The organism is Pseudomonas sp. Ost2 (genome assembly GCF_018326065.1).
Lineage (GTDB): Bacteria > Pseudomonadota > Gammaproteobacteria > Pseudomonadales > Pseudomonadaceae > Aquipseudomonas > Aquipseudomonas gingeri.
In genome coordinates this window covers 2,907,617-2,921,376 of sequence record NZ_AP021904.1, presented here as the reverse complement: position 1 = coordinate 2,921,376, position 13,760 = coordinate 2,907,617, and the positions used below count along the sequence as shown (strand labels likewise).

Annotated in this window: 15 protein-coding genes and 1 pseudogene; 14 read left to right on the top strand and 2 right to left on the bottom strand. The window is 66.0% G+C overall.

From position 1 onward, the window contains the following. Positions 1 to 57: 57 nt before the first annotated feature. Complete coding sequence (locus KI243_RS12795; protein ID WP_017129078.1) at positions 58 to 1,110, bottom strand: GlxA family transcriptional regulator; 1,053 nt, start codon at positions 1,108 to 1,110, stop codon at positions 58 to 60. A gap of 183 nt (positions 1,111 to 1,293) precedes the next feature. Here KI243_RS12795 and KI243_RS12790 point away from each other — a divergent pair, with 183 nt between their 5' ends. The 6 genes and pseudogenes from KI243_RS12790 to KI243_RS12765 all read left to right on the top strand — a co-directional run bounded on the left by KI243_RS12790 (position 1,294) and on the right by KI243_RS12765 (position 6,081). Continuing rightward, complete coding sequence (locus KI243_RS12790) at positions 1,294 to 2,094, top strand: DUF1460 domain-containing protein (RefSeq protein WP_017129077.1); 801 nt, start codon at positions 1,294 to 1,296, stop codon at positions 2,092 to 2,094. A 247-nt stretch (positions 2,095 to 2,341) separates the two neighbouring features. Next, positions 2,342 to 2,911, top strand: a pseudogene (locus KI243_RS12785) (DNA polymerase ligase N-terminal domain-containing protein); the annotation flags it as partial. Between the two features lie 86 nt (positions 2,912 to 2,997). Further along, on the top strand, positions 2,998 to 4,038 hold the full coding sequence (locus tag KI243_RS12780) for a hypothetical protein (RefSeq protein WP_017129075.1): 1,041 nt from the start codon (positions 2,998 to 3,000) through the stop codon (positions 4,036 to 4,038). Further along, positions 4,035 to 4,811: a PIG-L family deacetylase gene (locus tag KI243_RS12775; protein WP_017129074.1), complete on the top strand. Its 777-nt coding sequence runs from the start codon at positions 4,035 to 4,037 to the stop codon at positions 4,809 to 4,811. The genes KI243_RS12780 and KI243_RS12775 overlap by 4 nt, the downstream gene beginning before the upstream one ends. Beyond that, on the top strand, positions 4,808 to 5,407 hold the full coding sequence (locus KI243_RS12770; protein ID WP_017129073.1) for a class I SAM-dependent methyltransferase: 600 nt from the start codon (positions 4,808 to 4,810) through the stop codon (positions 5,405 to 5,407). The genes KI243_RS12775 and KI243_RS12770 overlap by 4 nt, the downstream gene beginning before the upstream one ends. Next, positions 5,404 to 6,081: a glycosyltransferase gene (locus KI243_RS12765; protein WP_212810907.1), complete on the top strand. Its 678-nt coding sequence runs from the start codon at positions 5,404 to 5,406 to the stop codon at positions 6,079 to 6,081. Before KI243_RS12770 ends, KI243_RS12765 begins: the two co-directional genes overlap by 4 nt. A 9-nt stretch (positions 6,082 to 6,090) precedes the next feature. On the opposite strand, the gene KI243_RS12760 is transcribed toward KI243_RS12765, so the two are convergent. Continuing rightward, positions 6,091 to 7,398: an MFS transporter gene (locus tag KI243_RS12760; protein WP_212810906.1), complete on the bottom strand. Its 1,308-nt coding sequence runs from the start codon at positions 7,396 to 7,398 to the stop codon at positions 6,091 to 6,093. A gap of 380 nt (positions 7,399 to 7,778) precedes the next feature. On the opposite strand from KI243_RS12760, the gene KI243_RS12755 reads away from it, so the two are divergent. The 8 genes from KI243_RS12755 (at position 7,779) to KI243_RS12720 (ending at position 13,715) form a co-directional block, all read left to right on the top strand. Next, entirely contained in the window at positions 7,779 to 8,030 is a 252-nt protein-coding gene (locus tag KI243_RS12755; protein WP_177109467.1) for a DUF4160 domain-containing protein, read from the top strand. After that, positions 8,014 to 8,433 (top strand): DUF2442 domain-containing protein, encoded by a 420-nt coding sequence (locus KI243_RS12750; RefSeq protein ID WP_218171733.1) that lies wholly within the window; start codon positions 8,014 to 8,016, stop codon positions 8,431 to 8,433. Before KI243_RS12755 ends, KI243_RS12750 begins: the two co-directional genes overlap by 17 nt. A 150-nt stretch (positions 8,434 to 8,583) precedes the next feature. Next, positions 8,584 to 9,255 carry a GntR family transcriptional regulator gene (locus tag KI243_RS12745; protein ID WP_017129068.1) on the top strand — a complete coding sequence of 224 codons (672 nt, stop codon included), beginning with the start codon at positions 8,584 to 8,586 and terminating at the stop codon, positions 9,253 to 9,255. Positions 9,256 to 9,364: 109 nt separating this feature from the next. Further along, entirely contained in the window at positions 9,365 to 10,297 is a 933-nt protein-coding gene (locus tag KI243_RS12740) for a 4-hydroxyproline epimerase (RefSeq protein WP_042936810.1), read from the top strand. Continuing rightward, entirely contained in the window at positions 10,294 to 11,409 is a 1,116-nt protein-coding gene (locus tag KI243_RS12735) for an FAD-dependent oxidoreductase (protein ID WP_017129066.1), read from the top strand. Before KI243_RS12740 ends, KI243_RS12735 begins: the two co-directional genes overlap by 4 nt. Beyond that, entirely contained in the window at positions 11,402 to 11,638 is a 237-nt protein-coding gene (locus KI243_RS12730; RefSeq protein ID WP_017129065.1) for a (2Fe-2S)-binding protein, read from the top strand. The genes KI243_RS12735 and KI243_RS12730 overlap by 8 nt, the downstream gene beginning before the upstream one ends. Continuing rightward, on the top strand, positions 11,635 to 12,891 hold the full coding sequence (locus KI243_RS12725; protein WP_017129064.1) for an FAD/NAD(P)-binding oxidoreductase: 1,257 nt from the start codon (positions 11,635 to 11,637) through the stop codon (positions 12,889 to 12,891). Before KI243_RS12730 ends, KI243_RS12725 begins: the two co-directional genes overlap by 4 nt. Before the next feature lie 74 nt (positions 12,892 to 12,965). Further along, complete coding sequence (locus KI243_RS12720) at positions 12,966 to 13,715, top strand: AraC family transcriptional regulator (RefSeq protein ID WP_017129063.1); 750 nt, start codon at positions 12,966 to 12,968, stop codon at positions 13,713 to 13,715. Positions 13,716 to 13,760 lie beyond the last annotated feature (45 nt).

The following is a 13,760-nucleotide window of genomic DNA, read 5'->3' as shown; positions in this document are numbered from 1 at the left end:
GTGGCTACAGTAGCGCTGTCACGGGAGTCGGCCTTGATCGAGGTCAAGGCCAGGGGTTCAGCGATGGCGGGCGCGGGCCTCGCTGGCGGTATGGCCGAAGAAGTCGCGGAAACAGCGGCTGAAGTGCGCCGAGCTGACAAAGCCGCAGGCAGTGGCGATGGTGATCACCGATTCGTTGGTCTGCAGCAACAGTTGCCGTCCCCGGGTCAGGCGCAGTTCCAGGTAATAGCGCTTGGGCGAGCTCTGCATGAACTGCTGGAACAGCCGGTCCACCTGGCGCCGCGACAGATTGACGTAGGCGGCCAGCTGGTCGAGTTCCAGCGGATCCTCGATATTGTTTTCCATCAGGTCCAGCAGTCCTTGCAGGGCCACCGGCAGGCGCGGATCGCGGGACACCCGGGCCAGCGGCATGTTGTCGGTCTGCTCGCTGCGGTCGCAACTGAGGATGGCCTCGATACCGCGCACCAGCTCATCGCCCTGCTGCGCGCGAATCACATTGAGGATCAGGCCAAGGGCACTGTTGGCCCCCGCGCAACTGATCAACCCGGCGTCGACGACATAGGGCTGCGGCAACAGTCGCACGGTGGGGCAGATTTCCATCAGTCCGGCGCGGTTCTCCGGATGCACGGTGCAGGCCCGGTCGTCCAGCAGGCCGGCATGGGCCAGCTGGAAGCAACCGTTCCACAGACTGCCCAGTTGCATGGAACGCTGGGCACACTGGCGCAGCTTCTCCACCAGCCTGCCAGCCGGCTGCAACGGGCTGCGCAAGCCGCCGCAGACGATCAGCAGGTCCGCGCCATCGGGACGCAGGTCGGCAATACAGCCATCGGCGGCAATGGTGATGCCCAGGTCGCAGGTGATCTGCGGGTGATCGATACCGAAGGTCTTCACTTCATACAACGCCGCCCGCCCCAGCAGATTGGCGGTGACCAGGCCATCCAACGCACCGGTGAAGGCCATCATCGAGAAGTTGTCCAGCAGCACAAAGGCAATCCGCCGACCGAGAACCGGCGCGACCTTTTCCTGGCCCGCCTCGTTCAGATAGGCGAGATTCAGCGTCTTGAGGCTGCGACTGAATTGGCGATGCCCCGTCGGGGGTGATTCGGACATGAATGAAGGCGCTCAGGGAAGACCGGGGAAACTGGCATCGGCCAGAATATCGCGTTCGCCCCGTGGGATGAAAGCCGTCCGGAAAACGCTCATCCCGTCCACCTGCAGTTTTTTTTGACAGCCGCCGTCGCGAAGAAAACAATGGCCGTCGGCACGCACCCCCTCGTGCCCACCGGAGACTGTATGAGCAAGATGATGTCAGTGTTGTCGGGCCTGGTGCTTGGCCTGATGCTGACCGGTTTCACCAGGCCGTCTGTCGATGCCCCGCTCAAGCTGGACGACTACACCCTGGGCAAGATCAAGCTGATCGAATCGCGGTTGGGCCGGGACACCCACACCGATCCCGGCGAGAGAATCAACGAGATCTCCGCCAGCTTCCTCGGCACCCCCTATGTGCCGCACATGCTGGTCGGCTCGGCGACCTCGGCGGAACAGCTGGTGATCGACTTCCGCGGGCTGGACTGCTTCACCTACCTCGATTACGTCGAAGCGCTGCGCAAGTCCGACAGCGTGCCGCGCTTCATCGAAAACGTGGTCCGCACCCGTTATGAGCAGGGCGATATCAGCTACCTCAAGCGCAAGCACTTCTTTACCGACTGGGCCCACGCCACGCCCCTCAATGCCCGCGACGTGACCAGCGAAACCAGCCCGGCCGCCACCACCGTCACCAAGGTCCTCAAGACCCCGCTGGACAATGGCCAGTCCGGCCAGTCGGCGGCGCAGGTGACGCGGGCGATCAGCTACATCCCCAGCGAATTCGTCGACGACGCGGTGATCAGCCGCTTGAAGACCGGTGACTACATCGGCATCTACACCCCGGCCGATGGCCTGGACGTGACCCATACCGGGATCTTCATCATGACCGACAAGGGCCCGGTACTGCGCAACGCCTCCGCACGGTCGAGCAGCTACAAGGTGGTGGATTCGCCGTTCCTCGCCTACGTGAAGAAAACCCCGGGGATCGTCGTGCTGCGGGCGTTGTAGACACAGCGCCCCCGGCCTTTTTCTGCCTGCCCCGCGACCCGGCTGCACCTGTCCCCTGCGCCGCGATCGACGCCAGCCCTGCCCTCGGGCACACCCCGCCCCCGCCCCACTGCTCCTTCTGACCGGTCGGTGATCTGGATTGAACTCCTGAATCGGCGACCTTTCACAATGCTTGGAAGGGGCAGGCTTTATCCGCCAGCCCGGTATCGAATCGGCACCCTCGCGTGTCGGGTTCCGGAGACGCGCCATGGGCAGATCCTTGCAGACCTATCAGGACAAACGTGATTTCGCTGCCACGCCGGAGCCCAGTGGCGATGCCCGTGAACAGGCGCGTCAGGCGGCCCATGCCCTGAGCTTCTGCATCCAGAAACACGATGCCAGTCATCTGCATTACGACTTTCGCCTGGAACTCGATGGCGTGCTGAAAAGCTGGGCGATTCCCAAGGGGCCGTGCCTGGACCCGACAGTGCGCCGGCTGGCCGTGCACGTCGAGGACCATCCACTGGACTACGCCGACTTCGAGGGCAGCATTCCGCCAGGACACTACGGTGCCGGCGAGGTGATTGTCTGGGACCGTGGCCTGTGGCTTCCCGAGGGCGACCCGCACCAGGGTTATGCCCAGGGCAGACTGAATTTCACCCTGCAAGGCGAGAAACTCGGCGGTCGCTGGACCCTGTTCCGCACACAACTGCCGGGCAGGAAGGAACAGTGGCTGCTGGTGAAATCCCAGGACTCGACCGCCCGTTCCCAGGACCAATACGACGTGCTGAAGGCGCGGCCGGACAGCGTCCTCAGCCAACGCACGCTGGTCGAACGGCCCCATGGCAAGCCGCGCCAGAACCCGAACGCGGTAACGGACAAACCCTCGGCACTGAAATAGTCGCCACCTCCAGGAGCATGACCATGACGGTTTTCAAGGATGAGCTGGCGGCGTCCGGCGAATGGCTCGAAGCCTTCGGTGAGCGCAAGCAGCCCCTGCAACTCGACACCCACCTGCAAGAGATCATGCAACGTTGCCTGGCTTCAGGCGAGGCCGACCTGCCCTTGCCGGGCAGCGGGCATACCCTGCAACGCTGGCGTTCATTGGCGCGAGTCGCCGGTATCGACCTGGCCCTGGCCAAGCTTTACGAAGGCCATACGGATGCCACGGCGATCCTCGCCGAACTGGGTGCGCAGGCTCTGGACCGCGGCGGTATCTGGGGCGTCTGGGCCGCCGAACCGCCCACGGCACGAGCACGCATCGTCTCGCGCGATGACACCGGGGTACGGCTCGCCGGCAGCAAGGCCTGGTGCTCCGGCGCCCTGCAGATCGACCATGCACTGATCACCGCCTGGGATGAAGATGACCAGCCTCAACTGGTGGCCCTGTCCCTGGAGCAACCGCAGTTGCGCTTCCAGCGCGAGGACTGGCAGGCCTGTGGCATGGGCCTCACGGCCAGCATCACGGTGGAGCTGGAACAGAGCCTCGGCCGCTGCGTCGGCCCCCGCAACGGCTACCTCGAGCGGCCGGGTTTCTGGCAAGGCGGTGCCGGGATCGCCGCCTGCTGGTATGGCGCCGCCCGGACCCTGGCCGACTACCTGCGGGCCCACTGCGCCGGACCGCGCGAAGATCCTCACGCGCTGGCTCATCTCGGCGCCGTGGAGGCGGCCCTGCAAGGCGCCGCGGCGACCCTGCGCGAATGCGCCAGCTGGATCGACGGGCATCCGCATGCGGATGCCGAGTTTCGCGTACGGCAGACCAGGGCCACCGTGGAAGCCGCCGTGGAGCAAGTGCAGTGGCATGTCGGCCGGGCGTTGGGAGCCACGCCGTTCTGCCGCAGCCCACGCTTTGCCCGACTGAGTGCCGATCTGCCGGTGTTCATTCGCCAGAGTCACGCGGAGCGGGACCTGGCGCAACTCGGCCGCCTGGCGGCGCAAGGCGCGCCACGGGACTGGCAGCTATGAACCGGCCGGCACCGCTCGTGCCCAATCCCATCCAGGCCCCCGGCACGTCGCTGCAGCAATGGCAGGGATCGCGGCGCTTGCGCTCGGTCCCGACGATCACCCGGGAAGCATTGCTGGAACCGGGTCGGCGCCTGGTGATTGTCGCCCCGCATCCGGATGACGAAGTGCTGATGTGCGGCGGGCTGCTGGCCAGCCTCGCCAGCAGCCCAGCCGACCTGTTGCTGATCTCGGTCACCGATGGCGAAGGCAGCCATCCACACTCGACGCTCTGGCCTGCCGCTCGCCTGCGGGCGGTGCGTCCTCGCGAAAGTACCGAGGCCCTGGCGCGGCTCGGTATCGATTGTCGGCACCTGCCGTGGCTACGACTGGGCCTGGCCGACGCGCAGGTCGCGGCCAGCGAAACCAGCCTGGTGCGCCAACTGCGAGACATCCTGCGGCCCGGCGACCAACTGCTGACGACCTGGCGCCACGATGCCCACTGCGACCATGAAGCCGTCGGCCGGGCGTGCGCGGCAGCGGCGCAGGATTGCCACGCGACGCTATTGGAAGTCCCGGTCTGGGCGTGGCACTGGGCAAGCCCGGAGGATCCACGGCTGCCCTGGGCACGGGCCCGCAAACTCCCCCTGGCCCCCCACGCCATCGCCGCCAAGAGGCGGGCCATCGAGGCGCATGCCAGCCAACTCGCCGCCGACCCCAGTACCGGCGCCACGGCCATCCTGCCACCGGCAGTGCTGGAACGCCTGCTGCAACCCTTCGAGTTGTTTTTCCGATGAGCCTGCCCGCCGATTACTTCGAACAGCTCTTCAGCGCCAGCCAGGACCCCTGGGCCTTTCGTACGCGCTGGTACGAGACCCGCAAGCGCCAGTTGACCCTGGCGACGTTGCATCACCAACGCTACGCCCGGGTCTTCGAACCGGCCTGCGCCAACGGCGAACTGAGCGTCGCCCTGGCGCCGCGCAGTGACCACCTGCTGTGCATGGACGCCAGCCCCACGGCCACCGAACTGGCGCGGCAGCGCCTGCAAGGCCAGGCCAACGTCGAAGTCCGCCACGGCTACCTGCCCCGCGACTGGCCCGAAGGCCGCTTCGACCTGATCGTCCTCAGTGAAATCGGCTACTACCTTGATCCGGCTGACTGGCAGCACGTCATTGCCAAGGCCTGCGACAGCCTCCGCGTCGGCGGTTCGATAGTCGCCTGTCACTGGTTGAACCCCATCGCCGGCTGCCCCCAGGACGGACGACAGGTACATCGCCTGCTGGAATCGCATCCGGCCCTGCATCGCTCGGTACGCCATGAAGAAGCGGACTTCCTGCTCGAACACTGGTGTACCGAACCCTATGTCATCGACCTCGAAGAGGAAACCTTATGATCGGTGTTGTCATCCCCGTGCACAACGAACAAGCCCTGCTGCAGGCCTGCCTGGAGTCATTGGCCGCGGCCGCGCGGGAGGCACGGGATGCCGGTGAAAAAGTCGAGATCCTGGTAGTCCTGGATACCTGTAGCGACGACTCCGGACTGATCGCCCAGGCCTGCGGGGTACGCACCCTTGAGGTCAGGCAGGGCAATGTCGGCTTCGCCCGGCGCGCGGGCGCGGCCTACATGCTGGAGCGCGGCGCCCGCTGGCTGGCCTGCACCGATGCCGACAGCACCGTGCCGCAGAACTGGCTGCTGCGCCAATTGGCGTTCGACGCCGACGCGGTCTGCGGTACGGTCAGGGTCGACGACTGGGCGGCAGAACACAGCCCCGCGGTGCGCCAGCGCTACCAGCACCTGTATCACGCCGAAGAAGGCCACCGGCATATCCACGGGGCCAATCTGGGCATCCGCGCCGACGCCTATCGACGTGCCGGCGGCTTCAAACCCCTGCCCGCCCATGAAGACGTGCACCTGGTGCAAGACCTGCAACGCAGCGGCGCCCATATCGTCTGGACCGCCCTCAACAGCGTGAAGACCAGCAGCCGCCTGGACAGCCGCGCCCGCGGCGGCTTCGGCGATTACCTGAAGTCACTGGGCGAAGACAGGTCGCTACCGTCGCACTCATGACACCGACACTCACCTGTCTACCCGACTTCGCCGGGAGTCTCCCACCTGACGCCGGTGCCCCTTGCCGGCAAGGCGCACGGCCTGGTTGAGCCCGGCACACACCACCAGCAACGCCCCGGTGACGAAAAACACCGCGTGCAAACCGATATGCGCGCCCACCTGCCCTCCCAGCAAAGGCCCGACCACCTGCCCGGTGAACTGCGCCGATTGCAGGTAACCGAGCATTTTCCCGGACTCGCGCTCGTCGACGGACTGGCGCACCAGCTTGGCAATCGACGGCAGCAGCCCGGCGAGGGTCATCCCCATCAGTCCGCGCAACAGCGCCAGTTGCCACCACTGGCTGACAAAGGCCTGCGGCACCATCACCAGGCCGGTCGCCAACAGGCAGCCGATGATCACGGGCCAGGCCCCTACCCGGTCCGCCAGGGCGCCCAACCGTGCGGCGGTGAGTACGCTGCCCAGGGCCGAGGACGCCATCACCACGCCCGCCACCCGGGTCAGTTGCTCGGCCGGCACATCCAGTTGCGCGATAAACACGGTGATGATCGGCTCGATGGACATGTTCGCCAGCAGCACCATCATGGCCGTCAGCAGCAACGCCACGATGACTGAACGCCGGGTCGTCGATACACCGTCGCCGCTCGCCTGGAGCTTGCGGCCATCGACGCCGCGCTGGAAGTCCTCGCGCACCAGCAGGATCACCAGCAACGCCGTCACGGCGATCAATCCGCCACCGACAAAGAAGGTCCCGCGAATGCCGACCCAGATCGGCAGGAAACCGCCCACCAGCGGCCCGACCAGATTGCCCGCCAGCGCCCCGGTAGAGAGGATGCCCAGGGCCCAGCCGGCGCGCTCGCGAGGTGCCTGGGTGCCGACCATCACGATCGATGCCGAGGCAAAGCCACCGATCAATCCGGCAATCAGGCGCAGCACCACCAGCTCGACGACGCTGTGGGCGACACCGATCAGCGACATCACGATCGCCATGCCGATCGCCGCCCGTACCAGCATCGCCTTGCGTCCGTAACGATCAGCCAGCCGCCCCCAGAGCGGCGCGGTCACCGCCGTGCCGAGAAAGGTCGCGCTGAAGGCGATCCCCGACCATTGCACCACCGCGGCGGGCGACTCTGCCCCGAGCTGCTGCACATACAACGGCAGGAACGGCAGCAGCATGCTCAGGCTGACCAGCGTGGTGAAGGAGCCGAATACACAGATCGCCAGGTTACGCCGCCAGTACGGGGCATTTCGTTGTGCGTAGGAGGATGACGGGGAAGGGTTCTCGGTGGTGGGTCGAACGCTGTTTTCAGATCGGTTCATGGCAAGTATTCGCAGGTCCGGAGTCGGGCCAAGGGCAGCGACTCGAGGCGAGTCCCACACCTCCAGCGGGTGCCGGACAGCGCCGGCAAACCACTGTATTGGCTGTTCCGATGCGGATAAACGGCCATGGTGGATTTTGAGTCATTCCTCGATGTAATCAATGGTTACTCATTTATCAGCCGGAAAAAGACCCGCCCGATTGCCGCCACACGGCGCCTGACACCCCGGTCATCGCGCCTGCAAATATCGAGAAATACCTGAGATGACGCAGCCCGTCCTGAGCCCTCTAGCCTCAAGGAGGCCGGCAAAGAACATCAGCCGAAAGCTGCCGTACATCGGTTATTTTCTAAAAACCCAAACGGATAGGTTAATCTCGAATCATGGTCACAACAGCTCGATTTGAAGACATACGGATAGTGATCTACTCCAACGACCACCGACCTTGCCATGTGCATGTCATGACCCGGGAAGATGAGGCGGTGTTCTACCTCAGATGCCCGGAAGGTCCGCCGGAACTGAGAGAAAATCACGGGTTTTCGTACAAGCGACTGAAGCTGTTGAGTGTCCGGTTGGCCGCCGATCTGGCCTATCAATGCAAGCAGTGGAAGGAGATCCATGGTGACTTTGACTGAACTCGAGTTTCAACAAGCGAACCGATCCGCAAAAGCGTTCCAGGCAAAAGCTCCGCGCGCGGAAAAGGCCGGCTACGACACCGAAACCGGTTGCGTCGTCATCGGCCTCGATTCCGGGGTCAGCCTGTCGTTCCCGCCGCGACTGGTCGAGGGCCTGGCCGATGCCAAGGCTGCGGACCTGGTTCAGATAGAAATCAGCCCGACGGGCCAGGGATTGCACTTTCCGGCCCTGGACATCGATATCCACCTGCCCTCGCTGATTCAGGGCGTGCTCGGCAGTGCCTCGTGGATGGCCAGCCAACTGGGCAGCAAAGGCGGCTCGAAATCGACGCAAGCCAAGGCCCGCGCCGCCCGGGAAAACGGCAAGCTGGGCGGACGCCCACGGAAAACCTCGCTCCTGTGATGCAGATGGGGCGCCTTGCGCAGTCGCCCCCGCCATCGCGTCACTGCCCGGCCCATTTGCGACATCGGCGCGTGCGTCTGCATCGAAGACAGGAAAACAAAACGTTTTTTGTATACCATATCCCTTTCTTCCCTTTCGAATGACCGCGCCGTGACCCTACCCAAGCTCAACCTCCCGGACCTGGGCAATGCTCCTTCGACCTCGGAGATCATTACCCGGCACCTGCGCGATGCCATCGTCGCCGGCAATTTCGCCGAGGACGAACCGATTCGCCAGGACGAAATCGCCCGCCAGTTCAACGTCAGCAAGATTCCCGTACGCGAGGCGCTCAAGCGCCTGGAAGCCGAGGGCCTGGTGATGTTCCAGCGCAACCGCGGGGCGATGGTCACGCGCCTCTCCGAACCCGAACTGGCGCAGATGTTCGAAGTGCGCATGCTGCTCGAAGACAAGGTGCTGCGCCTGGCCATCCCGAACATGACCGAAGAGACCTTCACCCGCGCCGAACGCATCTGCCAGGAATTCGTCGGCGAGAATGACATCGGGCGCTGGGCCGAACTCAACTGGGAACTCCACGCCTGCCTCTACGAACCGGCGCGACGACCGTTCCTGGTCAGCCTGATCCGTTCGGTCAACGACAAGCTGGAACGCTACCTGCGCCTGCAGATGAGCCTCTCCGCCGGCAAGGAACGCGCCGACCATGAGCACCGCGATATCATCGAAGCCTGTCGCGCCCGTGATGTGGAACAGGCGGTGAAACTGCTCGATGAGCACATCGCCGGGGTTTGCGCGACGTTGCTGGAGCACCTGCCGCGCGCCCACTGATCCCGCCATCACTGTGCTGATTTCGTCATGAGGGTCCGGTAAAAGCATCAAGCCGGCCCCCCCTCCCACAGGCCACTCTGCGAACTCCTTCATTCGACAGTGGCCTGCCATGCAACGAATCAGCGTGATCGACTCTCATACCGGCGGCGAACCCACCCGCCTGGTGACCGCCGGTTTTCCCGACCTGGGCCGTGGCAGCATGGCCGAGCGCCGCCAGCGCCTGGCCGAAGAATACGATGCCTGGCGCGCCGCCTGTGTCCTCGAACCACGCGGCAGCGATGTGCTGGTCGGCGCGCTGTTGTGCGAGCCGGTGAACCCGGCAGCCACCGCCGGGGTGATCTTCTTCAACAACACCGGCTACCTCGGCATGTGCGGCCACGGCACCATCGGCCTGGTCGCCTCGCTGGCGCATCTGGGCCGGATCGAACCGGGCATCCACGCCATCGAAACCCCGGTGGGCACGGTGCATGCCACCCTTCACGAAGACCGTTCGGTCAGTGTGCGCAATGTCCCGTCCTACCGTTATCTGCGAGCGCTGGCCCTGCAGGTGCCGGGCCTCGGCGAGGTAGTCGGCGATGTCGCCTGGGGCGGCAACTGGTTCTTCCTGATCGCCGACCATGGCCTGGACGTCACCAGCGACAACCTGGAGGCGTTGACCGCCTACACCTTCGCCGTGCAGCAGGCCCTGGAACAACAAGGCATCCGTGGCGAAGACGGCGGCCTGATCGACCATGTCGAACTGTTCGCCGACGACGCCCGGGCCGACAGCCGCAACTTCGTGCTCTGCCCTGGCAAGGCCTACGACCGCTCGCCCTGCGGCACCGGCACCAGCGCCAAGCTGGCGTGCCTGGCGGCCGATGGCAAGCTGCAGCCGGGACAGGTCTGGCGCCAGGCCAGTGTGATCGGCAGCGAATTCGAAGGTTCCTATGAGGCCGACGGCGAACGCATCGTGCCGACCATTCGCGGGCGCGCCCATATCAGTGCCGAAACGACCCTGATCCTCGAACAGGACGATCCGTTCGCCTGGGGCATCCGCCTGTGAACGAAGGCACGGCAGCCGACATTATCGTGATCGGTGCCGGGATCGTCGGCGCCGCCTGTGCCCAGGCCCTGGCGAAGCGGGGCCTGAGCGTGCTGGTGCTGGATGCCGGCCTGCCCAATGCCACGGCGGCGGGCATGGGCCACCTGCTGGTACTCGACGACAACCCGGCGGAGTTGGCCCTGTGCCAATACTCCGTGCAACGCTGGCGCGAGGTCGCTGCCGAGCTTCCCGAAGGCTGCGCCTACCGCAACAACGGCACGCTGTGGATCGCCGCCAACGCCGAGGAAATGGCCGTGGCCCAGGCCAAGCACGCCAACCTCCAGGCCCATGGCATCGCCTGTGAACTGCTCGGCAACCAGGCCCTGCGCGAACGCGAACCGCAGCTGCGCGAAGGCCTTGAAGGCGGCCTGCTGATCCATGGCGACGGCATTCTCTATGCCCCGGCCACGGCTCGCTGGATGCTCGAAACCGCCGGTATCCGTCAGCGCCGGGCACGGGTCAGCGAAGTCGACGGCAACCGCGTACGGCTCGACAACGGTCATTGGCTCAGCGCCGGGGCGGTGGTCCTGGCCAATGGCGTGCAGGCCAACGAACTGTGCCCGGAACTGCCCATCGAGCCGAAGAAAGGCCACCTGCTGATCACCGACCGTTATCCCGGCAGCGTCACCCATACCCTGGTGGAACTGGGTTATGTCACCAGCGCCCACAACGCCAAGGGCCCCTCCGTCGCCTGCAATATCCAGCCGCGGCCCACCGGCCAGTTGTTTATCGGCGCTTCACGTCAGTTCGGCACCCGCGACCTGCAGGTCGAAGGCTGGATGCTGGCGAAGATGCTCAAGCGTGCCGTCGAATACCTGCCCGGGTTGGCCCGGCTGAATGCGATCCGCGCCTGGACCGGCCTGCGTGCCGCCAGCCCGGACGGCCTGCCGCTGGTGGGCCAGCACCCGCAACGCGAGGGCTTGTGGCTGGCTGTCGGTCATGAAGGCCTGGGCGTGACCACCGCCCCCGGCACCGCCGACCTGCTGGTCGCCCAGTTGCTCAACGAAACGCCGCCCCTGGCTGCCGCCGCCTATCTGCCGCAACGCTTTCTCGGAGCGCCAATCCATGCCTGAACTGACACTGGACGGTCGCGCCCTGCGCGTCGCCGAAGGCACCACCGTAGCAGCGGCCCTGGCCCTGGGCGGTGACGGTTGCAGCCGTACCTCGGTCAGCGGCCGGCGTCGTGCGCCGCTGTGCGGCATGGGCATCTGCCAGGAATGCCGGGTCAGCATCAATGGCGATCGACGCCTGGCCTGCCAGACCCTCTGCCAGGACGGCATGCACGTGGAGACCCGACCATGATGGCGTTTGCCGACCTGCTGATCATCGGCGCCGGGCCGTCGGGCATCGCCGCCGCCCTGGCCGCCGCCCCCAGCGGCGCGCGCATCGCCATCATCGACGACAACCCGCTGGCCGGCGGACAGATCTGGCGCGACGGCCCGCAGGCCAAGTTGCCGCCCCAGGCCCGAGCACTGCGCCAGCGCCTGCAGGCCTGTGACAATGTGCGGCATTACCCCGGCACCCGGGTGATCGCCAGCACCGGCCCGAAACACCTGCTGCTGGAAGACTCGCAACGGGGCTGGCAGATCGGCTACGACAAGCTGATCCTCTGCACCGGCGCCCGCGAACTGCTGCTGCCCTTCCCCGGCTGGACGCTGCCCGGGGTTACCGGTGCCGGCGGCCTGCAAGCGCTGATCAAGGGCGGCCTGCCGGTTGACGGTGAGCGCCTGGTGATCGCCGGCAGCGGACCGTTGCTGCTGGCCAGCGCCGCCACCGCCCGCCAGGCCGGGGCACAGATCCTGCGAGTTGCCGAGCAGGCCTCACTCACCTGCGTCGGTACTTTTGCCGCGCAGTTGCCACGCTGGCCCCACAAGGGGTTGCAAGCCTTCGGCCTGTTCGACCGGCATTACCGCACCGACAGCCACGTGCTTGCCGCCCTGGGCAGCGAGCGCCTGGAAGGTGTGCGCCTGCAACAACGGGGCAAGATCGTCGAGCTGGCCTGTGAGCGCCTGGCCTGCGGCTTCGGCCTGATCCCCAACACCCAGCTCGGCGAGGCCCTGGGCTATGCCCTCGACGGCCACGCCCTGGCCGTCGACACCTGGCAGACCAGCAGCCTCGCCGATCATTACGCAGCCGGTGAATGCACCGGTTTCGGCGGCAGCGAACTGGCCCTGGTGGAAGGTGCGATTGCCGGCCATGCGGCGGTCGGCGAGCGCGACGCGGCGCGGCGCCTGTGGCCGGTCCGGGCACGCTGGCAGGGTTTCGCCGACACCCTGAACAAGGCCTTTGCCCTCGACCCGCGACTCAAGGCCCTGGCCGAACCCGACACCCTGGTATGCCGTTGCGAGGATGTCACTTATGCCGCCCTGCAAGGTCATCGCGACTGGCGCGAAGCGAAGCTCGCTAGCCGTTGCGGCATGGGCGCCTGCCAGGGCCGGGTATGTGGCGGCGCGGTCCGGCACCTGTTCGGCTGGCAACTTCCAGCACCGCGCCCACCGTTCAGTCCGGCGCGGATCGACACACTGTCGTGTCTCGACGACACCCCGCCGGCATGAATAGCGGCACGGGGGTTTCGGCGACGCCGGAGGATCTCTATGATCCCGAGAGTTGCCGCCAGACGCCCGACGCCATGCATGCCTCGCTTACCCGTTTCAAGCCCTGCGACCTGCCGATCCTGCTGGACAGCCTGAGTGCCATCGCCCCCCTGCTCGATACCCTGGCGGACGTGGTGTTTTTCATCAAGGACAGCGAGGCGCGCTACGCCTTCGTCAACCAGACCCTGGCCCGGCGCTGTGGTTTCAAGCAGCCCGGCGAGCTGCTGGGACTGACCGCCGACCGGGTCTTTCCGGAACGTTTCGGTGCCTCCTATACCGAGCAGGATCGGCGAGTGCTGAGCAGCGGGCGCGAGCTGGCCGACCAGTTGGAACTGCACCTTTATTACGGCAACCAGCCGATCTGGTGCCTGACCCACAAGGTCCCCCTGCGCGACCCGCAAGGGCGGGTCGTCGGCCTGGCGGGGATTTCCCGCGACCTGCAACTGCCGCAATCGAACCACCCGTCCTTCCAGAAGGTCGCCGCGGTGGACGCGCACATCCGCGAGCACTTCGCCCAGCCCATCAGCCTCGCCGAACTGACGCGGATCGCCGGCCTGTCGGTGGCCCAGCTGGAACGTCACTGCAAGCGGATCTTCCAGCTCACCCCACGACAGATGATCCACAAGGCCCGCCTGGAAGAAGCCGCGCAATTGCTGTTGCACACCGACCTGCCGATCACCGAGATCGCCCTGCGCTGCGGTTACACCGACCACAGCGCCTTCAGCCGCCAGTTCCGCGCCCTCACCGGCCTGTCGCCAAGCCATTACCGCGAAACCCATCGCTGATCGCCGTGTTCCTGCGCCGTGTTCCTTTAAGGGGCGCGCGCGGCA

Bases quoted from the DNA above. Each gene is read 5' to 3' on its own strand.
- KI243_RS12795 (WP_017129078.1), bottom strand. From the start codon at position 1,110: ATGTCCGAATCACCCCCGACGGGGCATCGCCAATTCAGTCGCAGCCTC.
- KI243_RS12770 (WP_017129073.1), top strand. From the start codon at position 4,808: ATGAGCCTGCCCGCCGATTACTTCGAACAGCTCTTCAGCGCCAGCCAG.
- KI243_RS12790 (WP_017129077.1), top strand. From the start codon at position 1,294: ATGAGCAAGATGATGTCAGTGTTGTCGGGCCTGGTGCTTGGCCTGATG.
- KI243_RS12720 (WP_017129063.1), top strand. From the start codon at position 12,966: ATGCATGCCTCGCTTACCCGTTTCAAGCCCTGCGACCTGCCGATCCTG.
- KI243_RS12730 (WP_017129065.1), top strand. From the start codon at position 11,402: ATGCCTGAACTGACACTGGACGGTCGCGCCCTGCGCGTCGCCGAAGGC.
- KI243_RS12765 (WP_212810907.1), top strand. From the start codon at position 5,404: ATGATCGGTGTTGTCATCCCCGTGCACAACGAACAAGCCCTGCTGCAG.
- KI243_RS12750 (WP_218171733.1), top strand. From the start codon at position 8,014: ATGGTGACTTTGACTGAACTCGAGTTTCAACAAGCGAACCGATCCGCA.
- KI243_RS12760 (WP_212810906.1), bottom strand. From the start codon at position 7,398: ATGAACCGATCTGAAAACAGCGTTCGACCCACCACCGAGAACCCTTCC.
- KI243_RS12775 (WP_017129074.1), top strand. From the start codon at position 4,035: ATGAACCGGCCGGCACCGCTCGTGCCCAATCCCATCCAGGCCCCCGGC.
- KI243_RS12780 (WP_017129075.1), top strand. From the start codon at position 2,998: ATGACGGTTTTCAAGGATGAGCTGGCGGCGTCCGGCGAATGGCTCGAA.
- KI243_RS12725 (WP_017129064.1), top strand. From the start codon at position 11,635: ATGATGGCGTTTGCCGACCTGCTGATCATCGGCGCCGGGCCGTCGGGC.
- KI243_RS12740 (WP_042936810.1), top strand. From the start codon at position 9,365: ATGCAACGAATCAGCGTGATCGACTCTCATACCGGCGGCGAACCCACC.
- KI243_RS12755 (WP_177109467.1), top strand. From the start codon at position 7,779: ATGGTCACAACAGCTCGATTTGAAGACATACGGATAGTGATCTACTCC.